Annotated in this window: 23 protein-coding genes and 2 tRNA genes; 9 read left to right on the top strand and 16 right to left on the bottom strand. The window is 65.1% G+C overall.

The features are described from left to right. Nucleotides 1-177 precede the first annotated feature (177 nt). Both Q0S71_RS17980 and Q0S71_RS17975 read left to right on the top strand, forming a co-directional pair. Nucleotides 178-253, top strand: a tRNA-Gly gene (locus tag Q0S71_RS17980). A 79-nt stretch (nucleotides 254-332) separates the two neighbouring features. Next, nucleotides 333-406, top strand: a tRNA-Cys gene (locus tag Q0S71_RS17975). 104 nt (nucleotides 407-510) lie between these two features. On the opposite strand, the gene Q0S71_RS17970 is transcribed toward Q0S71_RS17975, so the two are convergent. Next, nucleotides 511-858, bottom strand: a complete 348-nt coding sequence (locus tag Q0S71_RS17970; protein WP_295998805.1) for an antibiotic biosynthesis monooxygenase — start codon at nucleotides 856-858, stop codon at nucleotides 511-513. Nucleotides 859-1,106: 248 nt separating this feature from the next. Between Q0S71_RS17970 and Q0S71_RS17965 the strand changes: the two genes are divergently transcribed. Together Q0S71_RS17965 and Q0S71_RS17960 are read left to right on the top strand one after the other, a co-directional pair. Beyond that, nucleotides 1,107-1,988, top strand: a complete 882-nt coding sequence (locus Q0S71_RS17965) for a hypothetical protein (protein WP_295998802.1) — start codon at nucleotides 1,107-1,109, stop codon at nucleotides 1,986-1,988. A 184-nt stretch (nucleotides 1,989-2,172) separates the two neighbouring features. Then, entirely contained in the window at nucleotides 2,173-2,925 is a 753-nt protein-coding gene (locus Q0S71_RS17960) for an SDR family NAD(P)-dependent oxidoreductase (RefSeq protein WP_295998800.1), read from the top strand. Nucleotides 2,926-2,943: 18 nt separating this feature from the next. Here Q0S71_RS17960 and Q0S71_RS17955 read toward each other — a convergent pair whose 3' ends face one another. From Q0S71_RS17955 to Q0S71_RS17940, 4 genes are all read right to left on the bottom strand, one after another. Beyond that, complete coding sequence (locus tag Q0S71_RS17955) at nucleotides 2,944-3,828, bottom strand: LysR family transcriptional regulator (RefSeq protein ID WP_295998797.1); 885 nt, start codon at nucleotides 3,826-3,828, stop codon at nucleotides 2,944-2,946. A gap of 215 nt (nucleotides 3,829-4,043) precedes the next feature. Further along, nucleotides 4,044-5,192, bottom strand: a complete 1,149-nt coding sequence (locus tag Q0S71_RS17950) for an alkene reductase (RefSeq protein WP_295998793.1) — start codon at nucleotides 5,190-5,192, stop codon at nucleotides 4,044-4,046. A 75-nt stretch (nucleotides 5,193-5,267) separates the two neighbouring features. Further along, nucleotides 5,268-6,443: an MFS transporter gene (locus Q0S71_RS17945; protein WP_295998790.1), complete on the bottom strand. Its 1,176-nt coding sequence runs from the start codon at nucleotides 6,441-6,443 to the stop codon at nucleotides 5,268-5,270. Nucleotides 6,444-6,452: 9 nt separating this feature from the next. Then, nucleotides 6,453-6,878, bottom strand: a complete 426-nt coding sequence (locus tag Q0S71_RS17940; RefSeq protein WP_295998787.1) for an extradiol dioxygenase — start codon at nucleotides 6,876-6,878, stop codon at nucleotides 6,453-6,455. Between the two features lie 151 nt (nucleotides 6,879-7,029). Between Q0S71_RS17940 and Q0S71_RS17935 the strand changes: the two genes are divergently transcribed. Then, a complete protein-coding gene (locus tag Q0S71_RS17935) occupies nucleotides 7,030-7,968 on the top strand; it encodes a LysR family transcriptional regulator (RefSeq protein WP_295998784.1) in 939 nt (312 codons plus the stop codon). A 102-nt stretch (nucleotides 7,969-8,070) separates the two neighbouring features. Here Q0S71_RS17935 and Q0S71_RS17930 read toward each other — a convergent pair whose 3' ends face one another. The 9 genes from Q0S71_RS17930 to Q0S71_RS17890 form a co-directional block, all read right to left on the bottom strand. Beyond that, nucleotides 8,071-8,853 (bottom strand): 3-hydroxybutyrate dehydrogenase, encoded by a 783-nt coding sequence (locus Q0S71_RS17930; protein WP_295998782.1) that lies wholly within the window; start codon nucleotides 8,851-8,853, stop codon nucleotides 8,071-8,073. A gap of 42 nt (nucleotides 8,854-8,895) precedes the next feature. Next, nucleotides 8,896-9,462: a carboxymuconolactone decarboxylase family protein gene (locus Q0S71_RS17925; protein WP_295998779.1), complete on the bottom strand. Its 567-nt coding sequence runs from the start codon at nucleotides 9,460-9,462 to the stop codon at nucleotides 8,896-8,898. Between the two features lie 223 nt (nucleotides 9,463-9,685). After that, nucleotides 9,686-10,180 (bottom strand): DUF4405 domain-containing protein, encoded by a 495-nt coding sequence (locus Q0S71_RS17920; RefSeq protein WP_295998776.1) that lies wholly within the window; start codon nucleotides 10,178-10,180, stop codon nucleotides 9,686-9,688. A 2-nt stretch (nucleotides 10,181-10,182) separates the two neighbouring features. Further along, nucleotides 10,183-11,118: an FAD:protein FMN transferase gene (locus Q0S71_RS17915; RefSeq protein WP_295998775.1), complete on the bottom strand. Its 936-nt coding sequence runs from the start codon at nucleotides 11,116-11,118 to the stop codon at nucleotides 10,183-10,185. Next, nucleotides 11,115-11,651 (bottom strand): FMN-binding protein, encoded by a 537-nt coding sequence (locus tag Q0S71_RS17910; RefSeq protein ID WP_295998772.1) that lies wholly within the window; start codon nucleotides 11,649-11,651, stop codon nucleotides 11,115-11,117. The genes Q0S71_RS17915 and Q0S71_RS17910 overlap by 4 nt, the downstream gene beginning before the upstream one ends. Continuing rightward, nucleotides 11,651-11,938, bottom strand: coding sequence for a hypothetical protein (locus tag Q0S71_RS17905; protein WP_295998769.1), 288 nt, complete (start codon nucleotides 11,936-11,938; stop codon nucleotides 11,651-11,653). The genes Q0S71_RS17910 and Q0S71_RS17905 overlap by 1 nt, the downstream gene beginning before the upstream one ends. 63 nt (nucleotides 11,939-12,001) lie before the next feature. Next, nucleotides 12,002-12,967, bottom strand: coding sequence for a hypothetical protein (locus Q0S71_RS17900; RefSeq protein WP_295998767.1), 966 nt, complete (start codon nucleotides 12,965-12,967; stop codon nucleotides 12,002-12,004). A 24-nt stretch (nucleotides 12,968-12,991) separates the two neighbouring features. Beyond that, the gene (locus Q0S71_RS17895) at nucleotides 12,992-14,188 is read right to left on the bottom strand and encodes a cytochrome c peroxidase (protein ID WP_295998765.1); all 1,197 of its coding nucleotides are present in this window, start codon (nucleotides 14,186-14,188) and stop codon (nucleotides 12,992-12,994) included. Nucleotides 14,189-14,539: 351 nt separating this feature from the next. Continuing rightward, entirely contained in the window at nucleotides 14,540-14,785 is a 246-nt protein-coding gene (locus tag Q0S71_RS17890; protein ID WP_295998761.1) for a hypothetical protein, read from the bottom strand. A gap of 517 nt (nucleotides 14,786-15,302) precedes the next feature. On the opposite strand from Q0S71_RS17890, the gene Q0S71_RS17885 reads away from it, so the two are divergent. Continuing rightward, nucleotides 15,303-16,013, top strand: a complete 711-nt coding sequence (locus Q0S71_RS17885; RefSeq protein ID WP_295998759.1) for a hypothetical protein — start codon at nucleotides 15,303-15,305, stop codon at nucleotides 16,011-16,013. A gap of 49 nt (nucleotides 16,014-16,062) precedes the next feature. Beyond that, nucleotides 16,063-16,242: a hypothetical protein gene (locus tag Q0S71_RS17880; RefSeq protein ID WP_295998757.1), complete on the top strand. Its 180-nt coding sequence runs from the start codon at nucleotides 16,063-16,065 to the stop codon at nucleotides 16,240-16,242. 31 nt (nucleotides 16,243-16,273) lie between these two features. On the opposite strand, the gene Q0S71_RS17875 is transcribed toward Q0S71_RS17880, so the two are convergent. After that, complete coding sequence (locus Q0S71_RS17875; protein WP_295998754.1) at nucleotides 16,274-16,546, bottom strand: hypothetical protein; 273 nt, start codon at nucleotides 16,544-16,546, stop codon at nucleotides 16,274-16,276. 222 nt (nucleotides 16,547-16,768) lie between these two features. Between Q0S71_RS17875 and Q0S71_RS17870 the strand changes: the two genes are divergently transcribed. Next, the gene (locus tag Q0S71_RS17870; protein WP_295998752.1) at nucleotides 16,769-16,948 is read left to right on the top strand and encodes a hypothetical protein; all 180 of its coding nucleotides are present in this window, start codon (nucleotides 16,769-16,771) and stop codon (nucleotides 16,946-16,948) included. Nucleotides 16,949-16,966: 18 nt separating this feature from the next. Next, complete coding sequence (locus Q0S71_RS17865) at nucleotides 16,967-18,172, top strand: mechanosensitive ion channel family protein (RefSeq protein ID WP_295998750.1); 1,206 nt, start codon at nucleotides 16,967-16,969, stop codon at nucleotides 18,170-18,172. Here Q0S71_RS17865 and Q0S71_RS17860 read toward each other — a convergent pair. Further along, nucleotides 18,093-20,279 carry a DUF3141 domain-containing protein gene (locus Q0S71_RS17860; RefSeq protein WP_295998748.1) on the bottom strand — a complete coding sequence of 729 codons (2,187 nt, stop codon included), beginning with the start codon at nucleotides 20,277-20,279 and terminating at the stop codon, nucleotides 18,093-18,095. The genes Q0S71_RS17865 and Q0S71_RS17860 overlap by 80 nt on opposite strands. Nucleotides 20,280-20,287: the final 8 nt, after the last annotated feature.

The following is a 20,287-nucleotide window of genomic DNA, read 5'->3' as shown; positions in this document are numbered from 1 at the left end:
CAAATAGGCGCTGGCCACCACCGCCAGCAGCATCACCAGCACCACTTCGATCGAATCCATTCACATCCCTTTATGTTGACAGTGCGGCCACAGCTTACACCATCGCTGTTTCCGGAAAAAGTTGGCATCGGGCACTGGTGTTTTTGTCGCGGCTCTGTCATAATACGGCCTCTCCACGCGGGAGTAGCTCAGTTGGTAGAGCGCAACCTTGCCAAGGTTGAGGTCGAGAGTTCGAGACTCTTCTCCCGCTCCAGAATTCTAAAAGGGAAGCCGCACTGGCTTCCCTTTTTAATAAGCGCTACAGCGAGCTGTGGCGTTTCGCAAGACCCTCTGGCGAGGTAGCAAAGAGGTTATGCAGCGGCCTGCAAAGCCGTCTAGGTCGGTTCGATTCCGATCCTCGCCTCCAAATTCAGTGACTACGAAAACGTAGTTAAACAAAGACACAGCCACCTTCGGGTGGCTTTTTCTTTTGTCACTCGTGACTTATTTACCGGCAGCGTACACCCCGGTTCAACTCTCGGTGCGGCCCGGGTAGGCGCGCAATTCGGTCAGGAAAGTAATGGTGCGCTCGGCGGCGAGCAGCTCAGGCAGGGCGGCTTCGTACGCTTGGCGATACGGCTTGCTCAAGTGCCGGGCCATAAATGTCTCGCGGCTGCAAGCCCAGGTTTCGTAAAGGACGACTGTGTTCGGCTCAGCCTGATCTTCATGCACCCAGGTGTTAATGAAATCCGGCTCTTTCGCCATGGCATCAACCACGTCGAATAACATCGTGCGCATCCGTTCACGTTCTTCTGGACGCGCCTGAAGGCGGACAATAAACGCGACGGTTTCATTCGCGGGTTTGGTCAAAGTATTCATTTGCATCTCTCGGTGAGTTGGTGTGAGATAACTATATTGTCTTCATCTTCGTGAATCAATACGCAAAAATTTTCATATACATTCAGTTTTTATGAATTTATGAATGTCAGGACATCGACGCCGTTCCGGCCTGGAATTTCTACGCGCTCGATGGCTCATTTCTTGTTAAATGAGTTAAAGTTGCCGTTGTTGATATGGTGTGATATGCCCGTTCTAGCCGCCAGCGGGCGGGTGCATGAAAGATAGCGATGACGCCGCAGCGCGAAAACGAGTATCAGGAATTGCCGGCCCATGCGGGCCCCTTCGCAACGGGGGCTGGAAAAATCAGGCCGGCTACGAGGCCGTGCCCACTTTTCATGAAGCGCTGTTTTTTGCGTTTGATCCTGCTGCCAATTGCGCTGTCGTCGGTGTACGCCTCCGCGGCGCCGGCGCCGGCGCTTCCTGTCCTGCTGCTGGCGGGAGTGGACAATTTAGACCTGAACTTTAGAACCTGGTTAAGCCTCATTTATAGCGAGGCGCTACGCAGAGTCGGATATCAAATGGAATATCGCGTATATCCTGCCAAGCGCGCCAGCGCGCTGGCCGATAGTGGTGCGGTGGACGGCGAAATTCAAAGAGTAAAAAGCTACGGGGCCCATCATCCAAACTTGTTGCGCGTCCCCATCCCGCATTTTTCAGGCGCATTTTCCGCCTACGCGCTCGAACCGCTGAAGTTATCCGGTGGTTGGTCGTCGCTGGCCGACAGCGGTTTGCGGGTGGAATATCTTGCCGGTGTCACCTACTGCGAACAAATGCTGCCACCGGTGGTCCCGGCTGCCCTGCTATCGACGGCGTACGAAATAAAACTGGGACTCAGAAAGCTGGAGCGCCACCGGTCGGATGTTTTTATCGACCTGGAATTCTCCGTGGAAGCGGCGCTGCAAAGCGATGAATTTAAAAATGCCGGCATACACAAGATAGCGACGATGGAAGTGGTCGATGGCTACGCCTATTTGAACAAGCGCCATGCCGATCTGGTGCCCAGGCTTGCTCATGCCCTCAGCGAAATGAAACGCGAAGGTCTGATCGAGCGATACCGGAAACAGGTATATGGCGACGAAAAAAATCCGCCGGGCGGCGAGAAAAAATAGGCGATTCCTGGGCAGGGCGGCCGCGTCGACACGGCGTTATACGGAAATGGCGTGCATTGATACGCCGCCTCGATAAGTCTTATACTGACCCTGTGACTACCCGTCGCCTTTGATGGCGCCTATATTGACCTGCATCCCGGCGTTAGTTTAAACCGGTTTCCAGTCACCGCCCATCAAGGAAAATATGAACAAGCTCGATAACAAAATCGCCGTCGTCACCGGTGCATCCAAAGGCATAGGCGCCGCCATCGCCAAGCAGATGGCCGCCGCCGGCGCCACCGTCGTCGTCAATTACGCCAGCAGCCGCGCCGGCGCCGAAAAAGTCGTCGGCGAGATCGTCGCCGCCGGCGGCAAGGCCGTCGCCATCGGCGCCGACGTCGCCGTCGAAAGCGAAGTGGCGCGCCTGTTCGAGGCCGTCAAGGAGCAGTTCGGCCGCGTCGACGTGCTGGTCAACAACGCCGGCATTTACAACTTCGCGCCGCTCGAAGCGATCACGCCCGAATCGTATCGCCAGATCTACGACATCAACGTGCTCGGCCTGCTGCTGGTGAGCAAAGCCGCCTCGCCTTTGTTCCCGGCCAGCGGCGGAGCCATCGTCAACCTCAGCTCCGTGGTCAGCACGATGGCGCCGCCGACGGCCCTGATCTACGCCAGCTCGAAGGCGGCGGTCGACGCCATCACCAGGTCGATGGCCAAGGAACTGGCCGGCCGCAATATCCGCGTCAACGCCATCAACCCCGGCATGATCGTCACCGAAGGCCTGGTCGCCGCCGGCATCCCCGACTCCGACCTGGAAAAACACTTGCTGTCGATCACGCCGCTGGGCCGCGCCGGCCAGCCGGACGAGGTCGCCTTGCCGGCCGTGTTCCTGGCGTCCGACGACGCCCGCTACATCACCGGCGAGACGCTGCGCGTGGGCGGCGGCTCGGGCATGTAAGCTCCCGGCTGCCGCGGCCTACAACTGCGGCAGCCGTTCGATCAGAAATTGCGCCAACGCGCGCGCGGCCGGCTTGGCCGCGCGTCCGCTGGCGAACACCGCGTTGACCGTCACGTCGCTCATTTCCCACTCGGCCAGCAGCGGCACCAGCGCGCCGCTGGCCAGCTCCAGCCGGCACGACAGCCGCGTCGCCGCGACGATGCCCAGTCCGGCCACGGCGGCGGCGATGGCGCCGTCGTGGGCCGTCACCATGATCTGACCGTCGACCCGCACCGTCGTTTCCTGCCCATCGCGGCGGAAGGTCCAGCCGGCGCCGACGCCGGCGTGGGGCAGGATGGCGCTGTGCCGCGCCAGCTCGGCGGGCGACCGCGGCACGCCCCGGCGCGCCAGGTAGGACGGCGCCGCCGCGATCAGGCGCGGCCACCTGACCAGCAGCCGCGCCACCGCGCCCGAATCGGCCATGGCGCCGAAGCGCAGCGCGATATCGACGCCCTCGACGATCAAATCCTGGCGCTGATCGTTGATGATGAGTTCGATCCGCAGCGCCGGATGGGCCTCGGCGAAGCTTGGCAGCAGCGGGATCACAGCCCGCACCGCCATCGACGACGACAAGCCCACCCGCAGCACGCCGCGCAATTCGCCAGAGCCGCGCACCGCGTGGTTGGCCTGGTCGAGCGCATCGAGCAGCGTTTCGATGCGCTCCAGATAGTCGGCCCCCGCCTCGGTCAATGTCAGCGCGCGCGTGGTGCGCGTAAACAAGGCCGCGCCGATTTCCGTCTCCAGCGCCGCGATGGTGCGCGAGGCGGTGGGCTGGGTGATATGTTGTTCGCGCGCCGCGCGCGAAAAGCTGCCGCTGCGCGCCACGCGCACGAACAGCCGGAGGGCGGAAAGTTGATCTATCATATGGGCGACGATCTTAGCATGGCGCGGGCGGCCTGGAATGCATGCGCTCAAGGCCGCCGCCGATGGATCGCCGCGCGGTCCGGCCCCGGTTTCGGTCCCGTTGCCGGACCGTCGACCGATCCGGCTTGCCGAGCGAACCAATCGTGGCCAACGACGGCGGATAAACGGAATAAACGGAATAAACGATATAAACTATTCATATCGTTTATCCGATTTTACAGTCGGGCGGCCTGCCGATGGCGCGGATAGTCGGTCAAGCCTTGCGCGCCGCCGCCGAACAGCGTCTCTTGCGCGTGCGTCGCCAGCGGCTGCGACAGGCGGATGCGCTCGACCAGATCCGGATTGGCGACGTAAGGCCGGCCGAAGCCTATCATGTCGGCCCAGCCGGCGGCGATGGCGCGGCGCGCGCGGTCGGCGTCGTATTTGCCGGCATAGATAATCACGCCAGGATAGGCGGCGCGCAGCGCGGCGCGGAAGGCGTCGGCCATCGGCGGCGCGTCGTCCCAGTCGGCTTCCGCGATGTGCAGGTAGCCGACGCCGATTTCGCCGAGCCGCCGCGCGGCGGCCACGTAGGTGGTTTGCGGATCGGCGTCGACGGTGCCGTTGAGCGTCGTCAGTGGCGCCAGCCGCACGCCGACCCGGTCGCCGCCGACCGCCGCCACCAAGGCGCGCGACACTTCGTCGAGCAGGCGCAGACGGTTTTCCAGCGAACCGCCGTATTGGTCGCCGCGCTGGTTCGATTCCGAATCGAGGAACTGGTTAATCAGGTAGCCGTTGGCCGCGTGCAGTTCGACGCCGTCGAAACCGGCTTCGATGGCATGCACCGCCGCCAGCCGGAATTGTTCGACGATGCCGGCGATCTCGCCCGTCTCCAGCGCGCGCGGCATGGACGACTGCACGAAATCGGCGGCGCCGTTCGCGCCGCTGACGATCACCTTCACGCCCACCGCCTGTATCGCCGACGCCGACACCGGCGCCGCGCCGTTCAGCAGGTCGACGTGGCTGACGCGGCCCACGTGCCACAGCTGCGCGAAGATGCGCCCGCCCGCGGCGTGCACTGCGTCGGTGATGAGGCGCCAGCCTTGCAGCTGTTCCGGGCTGTGGATGCCGGGCGTCCACGCATAGCCTTTGCCCATGGGCGCGACGAAAGTGCCTTCGCTGACGATCAGGCCGGCCGACGCGCGCTGCGCATAGTATTCGGCCATCAGCGCGTTGGGCACGTCGCCGGGCTGGCTGGCGCGCGAGCGCGTCATCGGCGGCATCACGATGCGGTTGGGCAGGGTCAGGGCGCCGAGGCGGACCGGATCGAACAGCGCATCCTGGTTCTGGGCGGGCTTCGTGGCTTGCTTGATATCGTGGTTCATTTTTATCTTTCAGTAGTGAGCAGGGAAAATACAGGGGGAAAAACGGGGAAAAATCAGGGCGAAAAAAACCGGCGCTCACGCGTCCACAGGCCGGGCCGACCGCGCCGGTTCGCGGCGGTCTTGCCACGCCGCGAACAGGGTCAGCGCCAGTGCGGCCAGCGCCACGGCGGCGGCCACCCATGGCAGGGTGTCGAGGCCGAAGCCGCGTTCCAGCGTCCAGCCGCCCAGCCATGCGCCGCCGGCGTTGCCGAGGTTGAAGGCGCCGATGTTGAGCGTCGACGCCAGGTTGGGCGCGTGGCGGGCCTGGTCGACCACCCGCGATTGCAGCGGCGGCACCGTGGCGAAAGCCACCATGCCCCAGACGAAAATGGTGATGACGGCGGCGAGCTGGTGATGGCTGGTCTGGGCGAACACCGCCATCACCACCGCCAGTACGATGAAGATGCCGATCAGCGAAGGCATCAGCGCGCGGTCGGCCAGCTTGCCGCCGATGGTATTGCCTATCGTCAGACCGACGCCGAACAGCACCAGCACCCACGTCACGGCGTGCGGCGAAAAGCCGGTCACCTGTTCCAGTATCGGCGCGATATAAGTGAACACCACGAACACGCCGCCGAAGCCGAACACGGTCATCAACAGGGCCAGCCAGGCGGCCGGTTCGCGCAGCACGCGCAGTTCCCGGCGCAGGCCCTGCGGCGCGGCGTCGTGGCGGTTCGGCAGCCAGTAAGTGAGGCCGGCCAGCGCCAGCGCGCCCAGCGCGGCGACGATCCAGAACGTGGCGCGCCAGCCGAATTGCTGGCCGATGAATGTACCGAACGGTACACCGAGCACATTGGCCAGCGTCAGGCCGGTGAACATCAGGGCGATGGCGCTTGCGCGTTTTTCGGCCGGCACCAGCGACGCGGCGACGACGGCGCCGATGCCGAAGAAGGAGCCGTGCGCGAACGACGTGACGACCCGCGCCGCCATCAGCAGGGCATAGTTGGGCGCCACCGCGCACAGCACATTACCGGCGATGAACAGGTACATCAAGGCCAGCAGGGCGGTCTTGCGCGGCCACTTGCTGGTCAGGACCGCCAGCAGCGGCGCGCCCACCGTCACGCCGAGGGCGTAGCCGCTGACGAGCAGGCCGGCCGACGGTATCGACACCGCCAGGTCGCGGGCGACGTCGGGCAGCATGCCCATGATGACAAATTCGGTGGTGCCGATGGCGAAGGCGCTGATCGCCAGCGCTAACAGGGTGATGGGCATGATGGACTCCTAGTTGATATGATGGGCGGCGATGACAAATTCGACGGTGACGTCCGGCGCCAGCGCGACGAACAGCTGCCGTTCCTTCAGCGCGCGCATGTCGGACAGCTGGTGGGCCGTGCCGCTGTCGCGCAGGCGGCGCAGCAGCGCCTGCCATTCGGCCGCGCTGGCGACGCGCAGCGCCAGATGGTCGATGCGGGCCGGGACGCGGCCGCCGGCGCGGCTGGCGATATTGGCGATACCGGCAAGGCGCGCGCCGGCCGGCGCGGCCGGGCGTTCGATCAGGTGCACGGCCGCTTGCCCGTTCAGGTACAGCCAGTGGCCGCCGACGCCGAACGCCGGACGCGGGCCGTCGTCCATGCCGGCGACGTCGACGAAAAAGCGGCGCAGCGGCGCGCAGTCGGAGGCGATGATGGTGACGTGGTCGAGTCGCATGGCCGTCTCAGCGCAAGCGGGTGGAGAGGAGGATTACGGCGGCGTTTTTCATTTGCTTATCCATGCGGATTACGGTGGAGACATTTTTCTCCCCCGCATCTCGCTTGATAATTGGCGTAGAATTTGAATGACTTTCAAATTGGATTTGCAAATGACGACGGATAGACTGGGCGATATGCGTTTGTTTGTGGAAGCGGCGCAGCTGGGCAGCCTGTCGGCGGCCGGGCGCAAGCTCGACTTGTCGCCGGCGGCGGCCAGCGCGCGCCTGCTCAAGCTGGAGAAAATTTTTCACACGCGGCTGTTCGAGCGCACCACCCGCCAGCTGCGGCTGACGGACGAAGGCAGCGTCTACCTGCGCCACTGCCTGGTCGCGCTGCAAGCGGTGGACTATGGCGAAGCGGCGCTGACGGCGCGTCAAACTCTGGTGCGCGGCAAGGTCCGCATTTCGGCGACGTCCGATTTCGGCCGCAACCTGCTGTCCGGCTGGCTGGACGACTTCGTGCGGCGCCATCCCGACGTCAGCTATGCGCTGTCGCTGTCCGATTCGACCTCCAACCTGCTGCATGACGAAATCGACCTGGCGATCCGTTTCGGCACGTCACTCGACGACATGCTGGCGGCGCGGCGGCTGGCGCCGAACCGGCGAGTGCTATGCGCCTCGCCCGCCTATCTGGCGCGGCACGGCGCGCCGGCCACGCCGGCCGATTTGGCGCGGCACCGGTTTGCCTTGCTGGTGACGGCGGCGGGGCCGCTCAACGCCTTTCATTTCGAGCGCGCAGGGGAGCGCTACACGCATATCGTGCCGCTGGAGCAGGCGTGGGAGTGCAACGACGGCGCGATGGTGCGCGCGTGGGCGCTGGCCGGTCACGGCATCGCGCAGAAATCGATTTGGGATATCGCCTCCGACGTTCACGCCGGGCGTTTGCGGATCGTGCTGCGCGACTGGCCGACCAGGGAGGCGGCCGTGCACGCCCTGTTCCACCCGAACCGCTACATGCCGCCGCGCGTGCGGCTGCTGCTCGACTTCCTGATCGAACGCTTCGACCAGACCAGCACGGAACTGCTGGGCGATCTGATCGAACTGACGTAGCGACAGAAGACGCCGCCGTGCGGCCATCGGGTGGCCACCGGCGTGTGCATCGGGATCAGACCACGGTCTTGCCCCCGTTTTCGGGCGCGGACCGGCCGACGCTTACTGCATGAACCAGCCGTGGCTGACCACGATGGACTGCCCGGTCAGCGCATTGCTCGGGAAGCCGGCCAGGAACAGCGCGGTCTGGGCGACGTCGTCGACGGTGGTGAATTCGCCGTCCACGGTTTCCTTCAACATCACCTTCTTGACGACATCCTCCTCGCTGATGCCGAGGGCCTTGGCCTGTTCGGGTATCTGCTTTTCCACCAGCGGCGTGCGCACGAAGCCGGGGCAGATCACGTTGGCGCGCACGCCGTGGGCCGCGCCCTCCTTGGCCACCACCTTGCACAGGCCGACCAGGCCGTGCTTGGCCGCCACGTAGGGCGCCTTCAGCACCGACGCCTCCTTCGAGTGCACCGAGCCCATATAAATCACGCAGCCGCCGCGCTTTTGCGCGTACATCAGCTTGAGGCAGGCGCGCGTGGTCAGGAAGGCGCCGTCGAGGTGGATCGCCAGCATTTTCTTCCAGTTGCCGAAGTCGTAGCTGTCGACCGGCGCGACGATCTGGATGCCGGCGTTCGAGACCAGGATGTCGACGCCGCCGAAGCGCGCGGCCACCGCGGCGATGCCGGCTTCGACTTCGCTTTCGCTGGTGACGTCCATCGCCACGGCCATGGCGCGTTCGCCGCTGGGGTCGAATTCGGTGGCGGTGGCCTGGGCGGCGGCCATGTTCAAGTCGGCGATGACGACCTTGGCGCCGTTGGCGAGGAAGACCTTGGCGATGTCCTTGCCGATGCCGCTGGCGGCGCCGGTGACGACGGCGATTTTATCTTTCAGGTTCATGATGTGCTTTCCGGTGTGGGTGAAGGGAAGGGCTGCTGCGCTTTATTCGCGTTCCGGGACCGGGACGTTGAAGCCGTTGAGGGTGGTCGAGACCATCGAGTACAGGCCGACCAGGTAGATCAGTTCATTGGTGCCGTGCTGGCCGAAGGTGGCCAACGAGAGCCGGTACAGCGGCTCGGGCAGGGTGCCGCCGCGCACCAGCGCGTACGACACGTCGAAGGCCACGCTTTCGTCGGCGGCGAAATCGATGGGCTTCAGGTTGGCCACCAGCGTCGCCAGGCGCTCGGCGCTCATGCCTTCGCGCTCGGCGACGGCGATGTGGGCGTACATTTCGTAGGCCGCGTTGAAGCGCGCGCCGACCACCAGGATGACGATCTGGCGCACCCGGTCTTCCAGGCTGGCGTTGGCGGTCATGGCCAGCGTCAGATCCCAGATCGCCTTGCCGATGCCGGGTTCGTGCAGCCATGGATTCCATGGTCCCATCAGCGCGCCGTCTTCGCGTTCCACCTTGAAGGCGTTGAAATTGCTGGCGATGCCCTTGCGCATATTTTCGTACAGGGGCTTTTGTTCTTCGGTGAGGTCTTGCGGGGCAATCAGGGGCAGGCGCATTTTGTGTCCTTCGGTTCAGTGAGCATGACTTGGCCGCGTTGCCGGCGCCGGCGGCGTGGGGCCGGACGGCGTCGGACTGGCGGGCGGGATCGCCGGCGGCACGACGGTGAGGCCGGTCGTGCGGCAGCGCAGCATGCATAGTATCAAAAAAGCACAGTTGGCAGCGGCTTTGCAGGCCAGGCGCGCGCGCCCGTTTGTAGCGGCATGTAACAAGTGTCGGGCATCAGGCGTCGTCGGCGGAACGGGCGCGCCGGCGGCCCAGTTGGACGTGCAGCACGAACAGGGCGCCGGCGGCCAGGCCGACCACCCAGTGCAGCGCGGACCACAGCGGCCGGTCGCTCTCGCCGGCCAGGTAGTACAGGCCGAAGCCGGTGGCCGTCAGCACGGCCATCGCCGCGATCATGGCCCAGCCGGAGACCAGGTTGCGGCCGGCCCGGATGGCGCGCCGGACATGGACGTTGAGCAGGCTGCCGAGGAAGAACAGCATCGCCATCGCGGCGGCGCCGTGCAGCTTCATGGCCCACGGTTCGAGCGGGTGGACGGTTTCGCCGAACTGGCCGGCCGGGCGCAGAAAGTAGCGCGCCACCAGCCACGCCGAGCCGCTCAGCAGCAGCACCGCGGCGCTGGCGTAAATCCAGCGCCGGTGCCAGCGCTCGACGCGCAGGTTCACGTGCAGCTGCGCCGGCGGCCTAAGGAGGGGTTGATGAAGGTTGGGCATGTTCATAGAATCATCGCAGATGCGGCCATGGCGCGCAATGCCCGATGATGCGGGTCGCCGCTGGCGATGACGACCTTGGTCAGCGCGTCGGCCACGGCGCAGCTGGCGGCGCGCACGGAGACGCTGGCCTGGCCCGCCACCGGCCGGCCGTCGCGGCCGTCGACCAGGGCGCTGACGTCGACACCGGCGTGGCGCCGGGCCGAAAAATAATGGGCCGACGTGGCCATCGCCTCGTCCCGCACATGCAGCTGGGCGCCGGCGCGGCGCGGCGCGCGCGGATCGCGGACCGCCACCGGCCAAGCCGCCTCGCCGAGCGCGCGCAGGTCGCCGCCGGCGTTGACGCAGGCGCTGGCGACGCCCGCGTCGCGCAGCGCGGCGATGGCCAGGTCGACCGCGTAGCCTTTGGCGATACCGCCCAGGTCTATCCAGCCCGGCGCCAGTTTGCGCACGCCGCAGCCATCTTCAAGGTCCAGCAAGGCCAGGCCGGGATCGTAGGCGGGAGGGGATGGCGACTGCGCCGGCCGCGCCGCTTGCATCGCTTGCACCGACGGCGATGCGGACGATGGCCGCCGCTCCGCCGTTTGCCGCAAACGCTGCAACGGCGGCATCGGCGGCATCGGCGGCGCCGGCAGGCAGCCCCACGTCACCAGTTGCGGTGCGCAGGCGATGTTGAAGATGCCGTCCGACGCCGCCGCCACCTGCTGCGCCAGGCGCAGCACCCGCCACGTGTGGACGTGCACCGTCAGCCGCGCGCCGGGCGCGGCGCGGTTCAGGCGCGAGACGTCGCTGGCGGCGTCGTGAAAACTCATCAGCCGCTGCACCAGCGCCACCTCGGCGTAGGCGCCGGCGATGGCCGCGTACAGTGCGCGTTCCGGCAGCGCGTCCGCCACCGACATCTCGACCAGGGTGCCCAGCCATGGTTGGGCGCGGCGCATCATTTTTTCAGCGCCACCTGGGCGATGGCCGCGATGCGCCGCACGCCGTCGGTCAGGTGGGTGCACGACATGGTCGCGCCGCTGATGTTGGTGACGCCGTCGCCTATCGTCAGCCCGGCCGGCGCGCTCTTGCCGGCGAACTGGCGACGCCACGCCGGCGTGCGGATTTCGCCGCCGTGGCTTTCGCGGTAGACCAGGATCTCGATCTGGCGCACGCTGGCGTCGGGGTTGACGCCGACCGCGTACGAGATCAACTCGTATTTGCCGACCACGTCGTCGAGCACCAAGTAGCCGAGCAGCGCCTCGTCGCGGTAGGCGCCGACCACGTGCCAGTTGACCGAGCGCGCGGGCAGGCCGGCCAGCGCTTCGACCTGCTTCATCTGCGCCGCGTTTAGCGCCAGGTCCTGCACGCGGAACGCCGTCGCGTCGGGGAAGATCAGCTTCTGCGCCTGCTCCGCGTTCATGTACTGGGTGGCGAAGGCGGGCGCGCAGGCCGCGCCGACGGCCCATGCCAGGTAGGGTCGATAACGCAGCATCAGTAAGCGAAGCCCATGCCGAGGTTGACGCGGTCGCGCGTTTTGTCCTCGGTGAATTTCTGGTAGTCGGCCTTGAGCACCACGCCCTCGCCAACGCGCAGATTGGCGCCGACGGTCGTCACTTTTTCATCCGGCGCCGTGGCCGGGGTAAGGCCCTGGGGCAGCGTCGCGTAGCTCTTGGCGGTGTTGAACTGCTCGTAGCGCACGAAAGGACTGAGCGTGAAGTCGCCCGTTTTCAGCACCTGATAGGCGGCCTGCGCGTACCAGCCGGCGAAGGTGTGCGGCACCAGCGTCGGATTGCCGACCAGCGTTTCGTTGAACGCTGCGGTGTTGCTGATCTGGCCGCGCGCTTACAGCGCCGACAAGTCCCAGTGGCCCGGCGTGTAGCGGGTGTGCAGGTCGTACAGCGTCACGCGCGCATCCTGGGCGGCGAAGTCCGGCTGCTTCTGTCCGACCTTGCCGGTGAAGACCGAGCCGCCGACCAGCAGGCCGGGGATGCCGCGCCAGTTCAGCGCCGCGTGCACGCTCAGGTCGCGCGCCTTCGCTTGCTGGCCTTCCTGGTGGATGGCGCCGAGCGGCGAGTCGCGGCCGTCGGTGGAGGCGGCGTCCCACTTGCTGAGATTAAAACCGTTGGTGAGGCCGGTGTCCCACGTCACGCCGCCGGCGGTGTCGCCCGACAGGCTGACGCCGACTTCGCGCCAGGTCGACGGGATGATCGCCGTCTCGACGAAGTTGCGCTCGACGCCGTAGTACGCGGTCGGCTCGTGGTTGGCGTTGAGCAGGCCGGCCGGGATCAGGAACAGGCCGATCTTGCTGCGCATGCCGTTGTCGAATTCGCGCTCGATGTAGAGCTGTTCGACTTCGCTCTCGCCCTTGTCGTCGGCCGACACCACGCCGTGCTCCCATTCGAATTCGGAGAACATCTTGGTCTTCTCGTCGAAGCGGTGTTCGATCTCGATGACGGCGCGGCGCAGGTCGACCTGGGTGTCGCCGGCAGCCTTGGTCGGGTGGTTGTAATTGATCTCGCCGTAGCCGCTCAAGATGGTGGCCGGGCCGCCGATGTTCGACGTCGGCGCGGTGGAGGCCACGGCCGGCGCGGCGCTCGCGGCGATGACTGGCGCCGCCGCCAGTTCTTGCTGGCGCTGTTCGACGGCGTCGGTTTTCTTGACGCTCGCTTTCAGTTCGGCCTTGAGCTGTTCCAGCTCGGCGGCCATTTTTTCTATGCGCGCCATCAGCTCCGCTTCGCTGGCGCCGGCGGCCACCGGTACGCTGAGGAAGGCGGCGGCGACGGCCAGGGCGATCAGGTTCTTGGTCATATTATTTATCTCTGCTCTGAAAAATTAAGGGGTGGTTTTATAGCCATCGGTCAGCGTGCCGAGGAATTGGATGACGTCGGCGATTTCGCTGTCCGACAGCGCCGGCTCCATGCCCGGCTGGCGGTTGTAGGGCACTTCCAGCGTGTTGACGTTGGCGCGATAGGCCGGCGGCAGATCGTTGAATTTGTCGACGCTGCCGTCGGCGGCGCGCGGATACCACAGCTCCGGCTTGGTGTCGCGCTGGACGTAGAAGTGCAGCGCGTCGTTCAGGTTGTCGAAGGCGCCGTTGTGGAAGAAGGCTTTGCGGGTGGCGACGTTGCGCAGGCTGGGCACGCGGAAGGCGCCGCACAAATCGGTGCGCGTCGCCAGGTCGGTGCGGTTCGGGCCGCACAGGCCGAGGTCGAAGTAGGCCGGATCGGCGTTCGCCGACAGCTTCCTGTTGCGCGGCACGCCCAGGTTGTCGAAGCTGAAATCGGTGAACAGCGGCGGCGAGCCGTCGGCGCCGCGCGCACTCGTATGGCAGCCGATGCAATTGCCCTTGAGCGGATTGTTGTACAGCGCCAGGCCGCGCAGCTCGGCCGCGCTGAGCGGCGTTTTTCCGGCGAGGAAGGCGTCGTACCTGGAGTCGAAGGGATGGAACTCCGGGTCTTCCATTTGATACTGCTGCAGCGCGTAGCCGATGCGGCTGAAGGCCTGGTCGGGATTGTCGAGTATCGCGGCGCCGAACTGCGCGCGGAATTGCGCGGCGTAGCCGGCGTTCTTCAGGTGCGCGACCACGTCGGCCTTGCTGGCGTTGGCCATTTCGTGCGCGGCCAGGAAGGGTACCCCGGCCTGGTCGGCCAGCGATGCGGCGCGGCCGTCGCGATTGAAGCCGCCGGTCGGCGTGCCGTCCTTGGCGAAGAAGAAGGCGGTGTTCTGGTTCAGATAGCGCAACGACGGCGCGGCGCGGAAGCCCTGGACGTCGCCGTCGATGCCGCCCAGCTGCGCCGCCAGGGCGTTGTCCGGCGCGTGCGCGTGGTCCGGATTGTGGCAGGTGGCGCACGACTGCTTGCCGGAGGCCGACAGCGAGGCATCCTTGAAAATCTGCTGGCCCAGTTGCGCGGCCGGGCTGAGGGCGACATCGATCACCGGCGCCGTGCCGACGGCGGCGGGCGCATTGCCGCCGCCGCCACCGCAGGCGCTAAGGGCGAGTATCAGAAGGGAGGGGAGCAGTCGGGGCACGGTAACGAAGGAAGTGTGCATTGCTCGGCAGGAAAGGTGGTGCGAGTCATGTAGTGATCGCAAATGATAATGATTATAATTTGCAATCAAAAATGTTGCAAATAATTATTATGAAAAAATCATTGCGATGTTGTCTTTCGGAGAGCGGAAGAAACGAGGGGGCGGGAACGACGAGGCGGGAGCGACGAGGGGTAACGATGAGTTCAGAACGATATAATTTATATCGTTTATATCGTTTATGTCATTGACCGCGGAAGACGCGGCGCATGCGGAAACGCATCAGCCGGATGTGGTCCGGCCGATGCGTGGTGGACTGCTGTGCGGCGGCGCGAACGGCATGCCGCGAAGGGGTCAGTTGGCGAATTCGGATTTTTTGCGGCGTGAAATGATCCAGCTGTAGACATCTTCCCGCACCAGCACGTCCCGCTCGGCGTCGAGCACGTACTTGTGACCATGGAAAAGATAGTCCTCCTGCGGCGCGTAGCCGAGGGCCTTGGCGCCGTGGATTTCCAGCGGCGCCATGCCCGGTAGCGGACATTCGCTCAGCAGTTGCAGCATCGCCTGTACATCGTGTCGGTCGTGTCGTCGCGGTTCCATATGCATACTCTTTCAAGTGAAGTTCCATGGAGTGACGAATTCACGATAGCACCGCCGACGCGAGAAGAAAATAGCTGAAATGGAAAAATAAAATAAAAATAAATTCCTATTTTCCGCACAGCATCGGCGGCGTCAGGACGGCTGCTCGGCCATTTCGCGGCCCTGGAAAAACACTCTTTTAGATTCATCGACTTAGTATCGAAAGTGAATTCACTACCTGATGTGATGCCACAGAAACATGTCTAGCGGCGCGCGCGATAACGGTGCGTCGGCCATCGCCATTGAGTGGAAAATACAACGTCGGCGTCTTGGCGGCAATTATGGGTCGAACGGTGCCAGCGTCGGTGCCATAATGATGCAAGGATAATGTGTTGCAAAAAACCCCAGCCGCGTTGAGTGCGTTTCCGTACATACATGCAGCCCGGTTTTTGCGATCCTGATGGCTAACGAATCCACCACCGAAGACCGCAACGTGTTGCGCCGTATTCGGTACGATCAACCGCCACAGGAGAACACTATGTACGCACCCCACATCGACCAGCTTCACAATTTTGTCGACGATGCAGGTGCGGCGCCCAAGCCGAAGCGCTCGCGTGCCGTGCTGTACGCGATCCTGCTGGCCGGCGCCCTGTATGCCGGCATGGCGACGCTGGGCGCGGTGGCGGGCATGTCGCCGTTCTCGCACGTGACGGGGCAGGATGAGACGGTCGGCGCGATGTCGGTGTTCTTGCTGCTGTGCCTGCACCTGATGGTGTGCGCCCTCGGCGGCTACCTGGTCGGCCGCCTCGGCAAGCGCACGCATGACGAGTATAACGACGAGCGCCGCGCCGGCGACCGCTCGAATGTGGTGAAGGTGTGGGTCGCGGCGACGCTGATGATGGCGTTGGCAGTGAGCGGCGGCGCGCGCGCCGTCGTCGGCGACATGATCGGATTCGGTTCCGTTTCGGCTACGGCGGCGGCCCTGCCGATGGCCGCGCAGCAGGCCGGCGGTCACGCGCTGGCGGCGGTCCCCGTACAGCAGGAGCAGCAAGTGCAAGCGTCGCAACAGTCGCAACAGTCGCAACAAGATTTCGGCGTGCCCGACGTCATCATCTGGGCCGCGGTGGCCCTGGTGTTAAGTGCGATCGCGGCCAGTTATTGCGCCACGTTCGGCGCGCTGCAACGCGACGGCATGCGGCTCGATCTGCGCCAGCGCGAACTGCGTCAGCGCGAGTTGCGCAACCGCTGATGCGGCGCGCGCCGGCAGAATTTTTTACTATAGAACCCTGGAGCACAGCATGTCCATCCGTACCGAAAACAAAGCCTACCCCGCCCGCCTGGACCGCGAGCTTGAACGTGAACGCCAGCAGCGTCTGTTGAACGACGAGGCGCGGCTGGGCGTGAGCACCGACCTGCGGGCCAAGGATGCGCGCCGGAATATTGACGGGCGCGATTTGACGCGTCAGCCGCGCAGCTGAAGCCTTCTTTCAGAACGCGGCCGTCACCGACTTAGATCGGCAGCGGCCGCACGACGGCGCGGCGTTCCTGCGTTACCGCCTGCGACTGGCCGGTGATGATCAGCACGGCGGTCTGGCGTCCGAGGCGCTCGTCTAGGCCCACGTCCCACATGCGGTGCTGGACGACGAAGCCGAAAGCGTCCGGCCCGGCGCGGAAGATGACGGTGTCGCCCACCAGCGGCGCCGGCGTGCCTTCCGGCCACGGGATCGAGGTTTCGGTTTCGGTATGCACGATGATGCGATAGTCGGTATTCAAATTTTCCATGACTTCCCATACTCCTGAAAATGCCGCGCAACGGTGCGCGACCTCTCTACCTTAAGTGAATTCGCCGGTTTCTGCGCGCTCGATTGAACGGCGCGGCGACCTCTGTAAGCCTCATCCTACAAGACCGGCCGAAGCCCTCCGATAGTGTTTATGCAAGACGGGCGGCATCATGAGAACTCATCCGTATCAACGGTCGCAGCGCACAAAAAGAACAGGCCCGCCATGAACCGCCCATTTTTTGTTATCGTATCGTTCACCGTATCGACCATCGCCGCGCTGGCCGTCAGCGGCTCGCTCCATGCGCAGGCGCTGAGCGCGCCGCCGCCGCCAAGCTGCGCCGCGCCCCAGCCAGCGGATGCCGCCAGCGTTTGCGCGCCCACCGGCGCGCGCGCCGCCAGCTAATTGAGTGGAGGCCGGCTTTTGATCTTGCCGCATTTTTTCAGCCTGCCCAGCATCGATGTCGAGCAGCTGGCCATCGCGGCCGGCGTCGCGGCGTTGACGTTCGGCCTCGCGCGCGGCGTGCTGATGCTGCTGTGCGCGCGCCTGGCGCAGCTGCGCCGCGTCGACGCGCACACCACCATCAGCACGCTGATCGAACAGGCGCTGGAACGCACCAGCAACCTGGCGCTGGCCGTCATTTGCGCGCTGCTGGGCGCGGCCATGCTGGACCTGCCGCCGCAATGGGAGCAGCGCGCGCACCAGCTGTGGTTCATCACGGTCGGCCTGCAACTGGCGCTGTACGCCGACAGCATCGCCGTGCTGAGCGCGCGCCGTTATTTCCAGCGCCACGCGCTGCAGCCGGACGCGCCGGCCAGCGTGGCCCACAGCCTGATCGTGTGGCTGGTCGAGGCGCTGGTGTGGATCGTGTTCGTGCTGGCGCTGCTGTCCAATCTCGGCATCAACGTCACCACCTTCGTCGCCAGCCTGGGCATAGGCGGCATCGCGGTGGCGCTGGCGGTGCAGAACATCCTCGGCGATCTGGTGGCGTCGATGGCCATCGCGATCGACAAACCGTTCGAGGTCGGCGACGCGATCAGCATCAACGCGGTGTCGGGCACGGTCGAACAGGTCGGCCTGAAGACCACCCGCATCCGCGCCGACAGCGGCGAGCAGGTGGTGATGGCCAATTCGGATATGCTGAAAAACACGGTGCGCAATTTCAAACGGATGCAGCAGCGGCGGGTGCAGTTCACGCTCAAGGTCAACGCCTCGACCACGCCCGATGCCGCCGCCAGCGTGCCGGCGATGCTGCGCGAAGTCGTGGCGCGGCAGGCGGACGTGCGCTTCGAGCGCGCCCATTTGAAGTCGCTCGATCCCGACTGGCTGGAATATGAAATCGTGTACTACGTGCTGGACCCGGGCTACGCCAAGTTCATGGACAGCCAGCAGGCGGTGCTGCTGGCGATGATGGCGCGGCTGGCGGACATGGGCGTGAGCACGTCGGCATCGGTGCCGCACATGGTCATCGACGGCGCGGCGGCCGCGTCGCCGATGGCCATCAGCGGCATCGACGGGCCGCCCCGCCATGCGCTGCCAGACGCCGCGTTCAGCGCACCGCGCGCAGTGGCGCTTCCACCTTCAAAATCTGCGCCACGCGCTGGAGGCGTTGCAATTTCTCGTCCTTGATCGGGCCGCCCATGGCCAGCAACTGGTGCGCCAGTTCCAGCGCCAGCTTGCGCTGGGCCGCTTCCGGCAGCAGCGATTGCAGGCCGTTGAGCGCGCGCTCCTCGTCCTGCCGCACCAGATAGGTTTGCAGGTTGACGGCGTGCTTGAGCTGCGCCAGCGTGATAGTCTTGTCCAGGCCCCGTTCGCGCATCAGGTGGCGGATGCCGTCGAACGGCCGCTTGTCGACCACGCCGACGCCGCTGGCGACAAAAATCAGCAAGCGCAAAAATCCCGATTCCTGGCTGCCGCGCTCATACCAGGTGTCGCGTTCCGCGCGCTTCAAGGCCAGCAGCTCCACCTGCTCGCGGGTGCGGCCGCGCGCCGGCCCCGCCTCGGCCGCCGGCTTCAGGCCGACCATGGCCGCCACCAGCGGCGACTCATAAATCGCCTTGAACATCTTCTCGCTGGCAGCGTCGCGCTGGTCGCGGTAGCGGTCGAGCGACTGCGCGATCATGGCGCTGGCCTGCTGCTCCATTTTCAGCAGCGGATTGTCCGGCGCCACCGGCTTGCGCTGCGCGCGCACCTGCGCCGCCAGCGGCGCGATGGCCTTGATGAACGGATTGTTATCCGAGATCAGATGGCGGTCCACCCGCGCCGAATTGAGGTTGCGTATCATGGCGGCGCTGTTTTCGGTGGCCAGCGCGCGCACCATCGGCGAGACGAAAGTGTCGTACAGCGACTGGTTGACCTGCGCCACCCGGCGCACCACCTCGAAGGGGCGCTCGTCCTGGCGGCCGCCGTCGAGCGCCAGGATGTCCGCCACTTCGCGCGGCTCGAAGCGGATCACGTAACGGCCGCTGGCGAATTCCAGGCCCGGCATGTCGGGATAGGTGTCGGTGATGATGGCTTCATACAGGCCCGGTGGCAGCACGTCGATCAGGTCGAGCGCGCAGGCCAGCTCCGTGTGTTCGCGGTTGGCCACGCCGGCCGAGACGAAGATGCCGAGGTGGCCGACATGCTCGTGCAGGAAGTAGACGATGGTCTGCTCGTTTTCGCGGATGTCGTCGGCGTCGGCGTAGACGTCCGGTATCCAGTTCAGCGCCTGCTGCGGCGGCGTGATGTTGTCGCCCCAGGACGCGAAGACGACGATCGGCGAGCGGATATTGCGCAGGTTGATCTGGGTTTTGCCCTCGTCGTGATAAATCTCGCCGGCGGCCAGGCGATTGCCGACGAACAGATTCTGGCTGATCCACTCCATCTCCTCTTTATTGAGCAGGAAGTGGCCGCCCCACCAGCGCTCGAAATCGAGGAAGCGCTGGCGCTCCGTGTCGACCTTGGAATAGAGCGCATAGGGCTTGTTCCACAGCGTATTGGCCGGGTCGAGCTTTTCAAAATTGTTGACCAGGTAGGCGCCGTCGAACTTGCCGTTACCGAGGTCGCCCGCGAACGACGCGGCCCAGGTCCCGCCCATCAAGCCGCCGCTGTAGCGCATCGGGTATTTGCCCTCGACGCCGGACCAGTAGGAGATCGGCGAGCCGGCCAGCAGGATGGGGCCGACCAGTTCCGGCGACAGCGCCGCCAGCATCATCAGCGCCCAGCCACCCTGGCAATTGCCGATCACGAAAGGCTTGCCGGCGTCGTTGGGATGGAGTTCGTTGACCTTGGCGAGGAACACGCGTTCGGCCTCGGTCACGCATTCGATGGTCTGGCCGTCGACCGGCTGCGGATAGAACATCACGAAGTAGCAGGGGTGGCCCTGTTTCAGCGCGATGCCGATTTCGCTGTCGATTTTCGAGCCGCCGATGCCGGGGCCGTGGCCGGCGCGCGGGTCGATGACGACGAAGGGACGCTTGTGGGGATCGGTCGGCACGCAATCGGCCGGCGGCTTGATGGCGGCCAGCGCGTAGTTGGCCGGGCGTTCGAGCTTGCGGGCGTCGACGATGACTTCGTAGTCGAACACCAGCACCGGCGGTTTGCCGGAGGCCTCGTGTTCCTCATACAGGTTGCCGCGTTCGCGCAGCACATCCATGGTCAGGATCGTGCGCTGCCAGGCGTCGGTCCAGTATTCCATCACGGCCGCGGCCATCGGCATCAAAGAAGGCAGGGCAGGTATTGGTGACAAGGACATGAAGACTC

The organism is Rugamonas sp. (genome assembly GCF_025354735.1).
Classification (GTDB): domain Bacteria; phylum Pseudomonadota; class Gammaproteobacteria; order Burkholderiales; family Burkholderiaceae_D; genus Rugamonas.
This window is presented reverse-complemented; position numbering and strand designations above follow the sequence as displayed.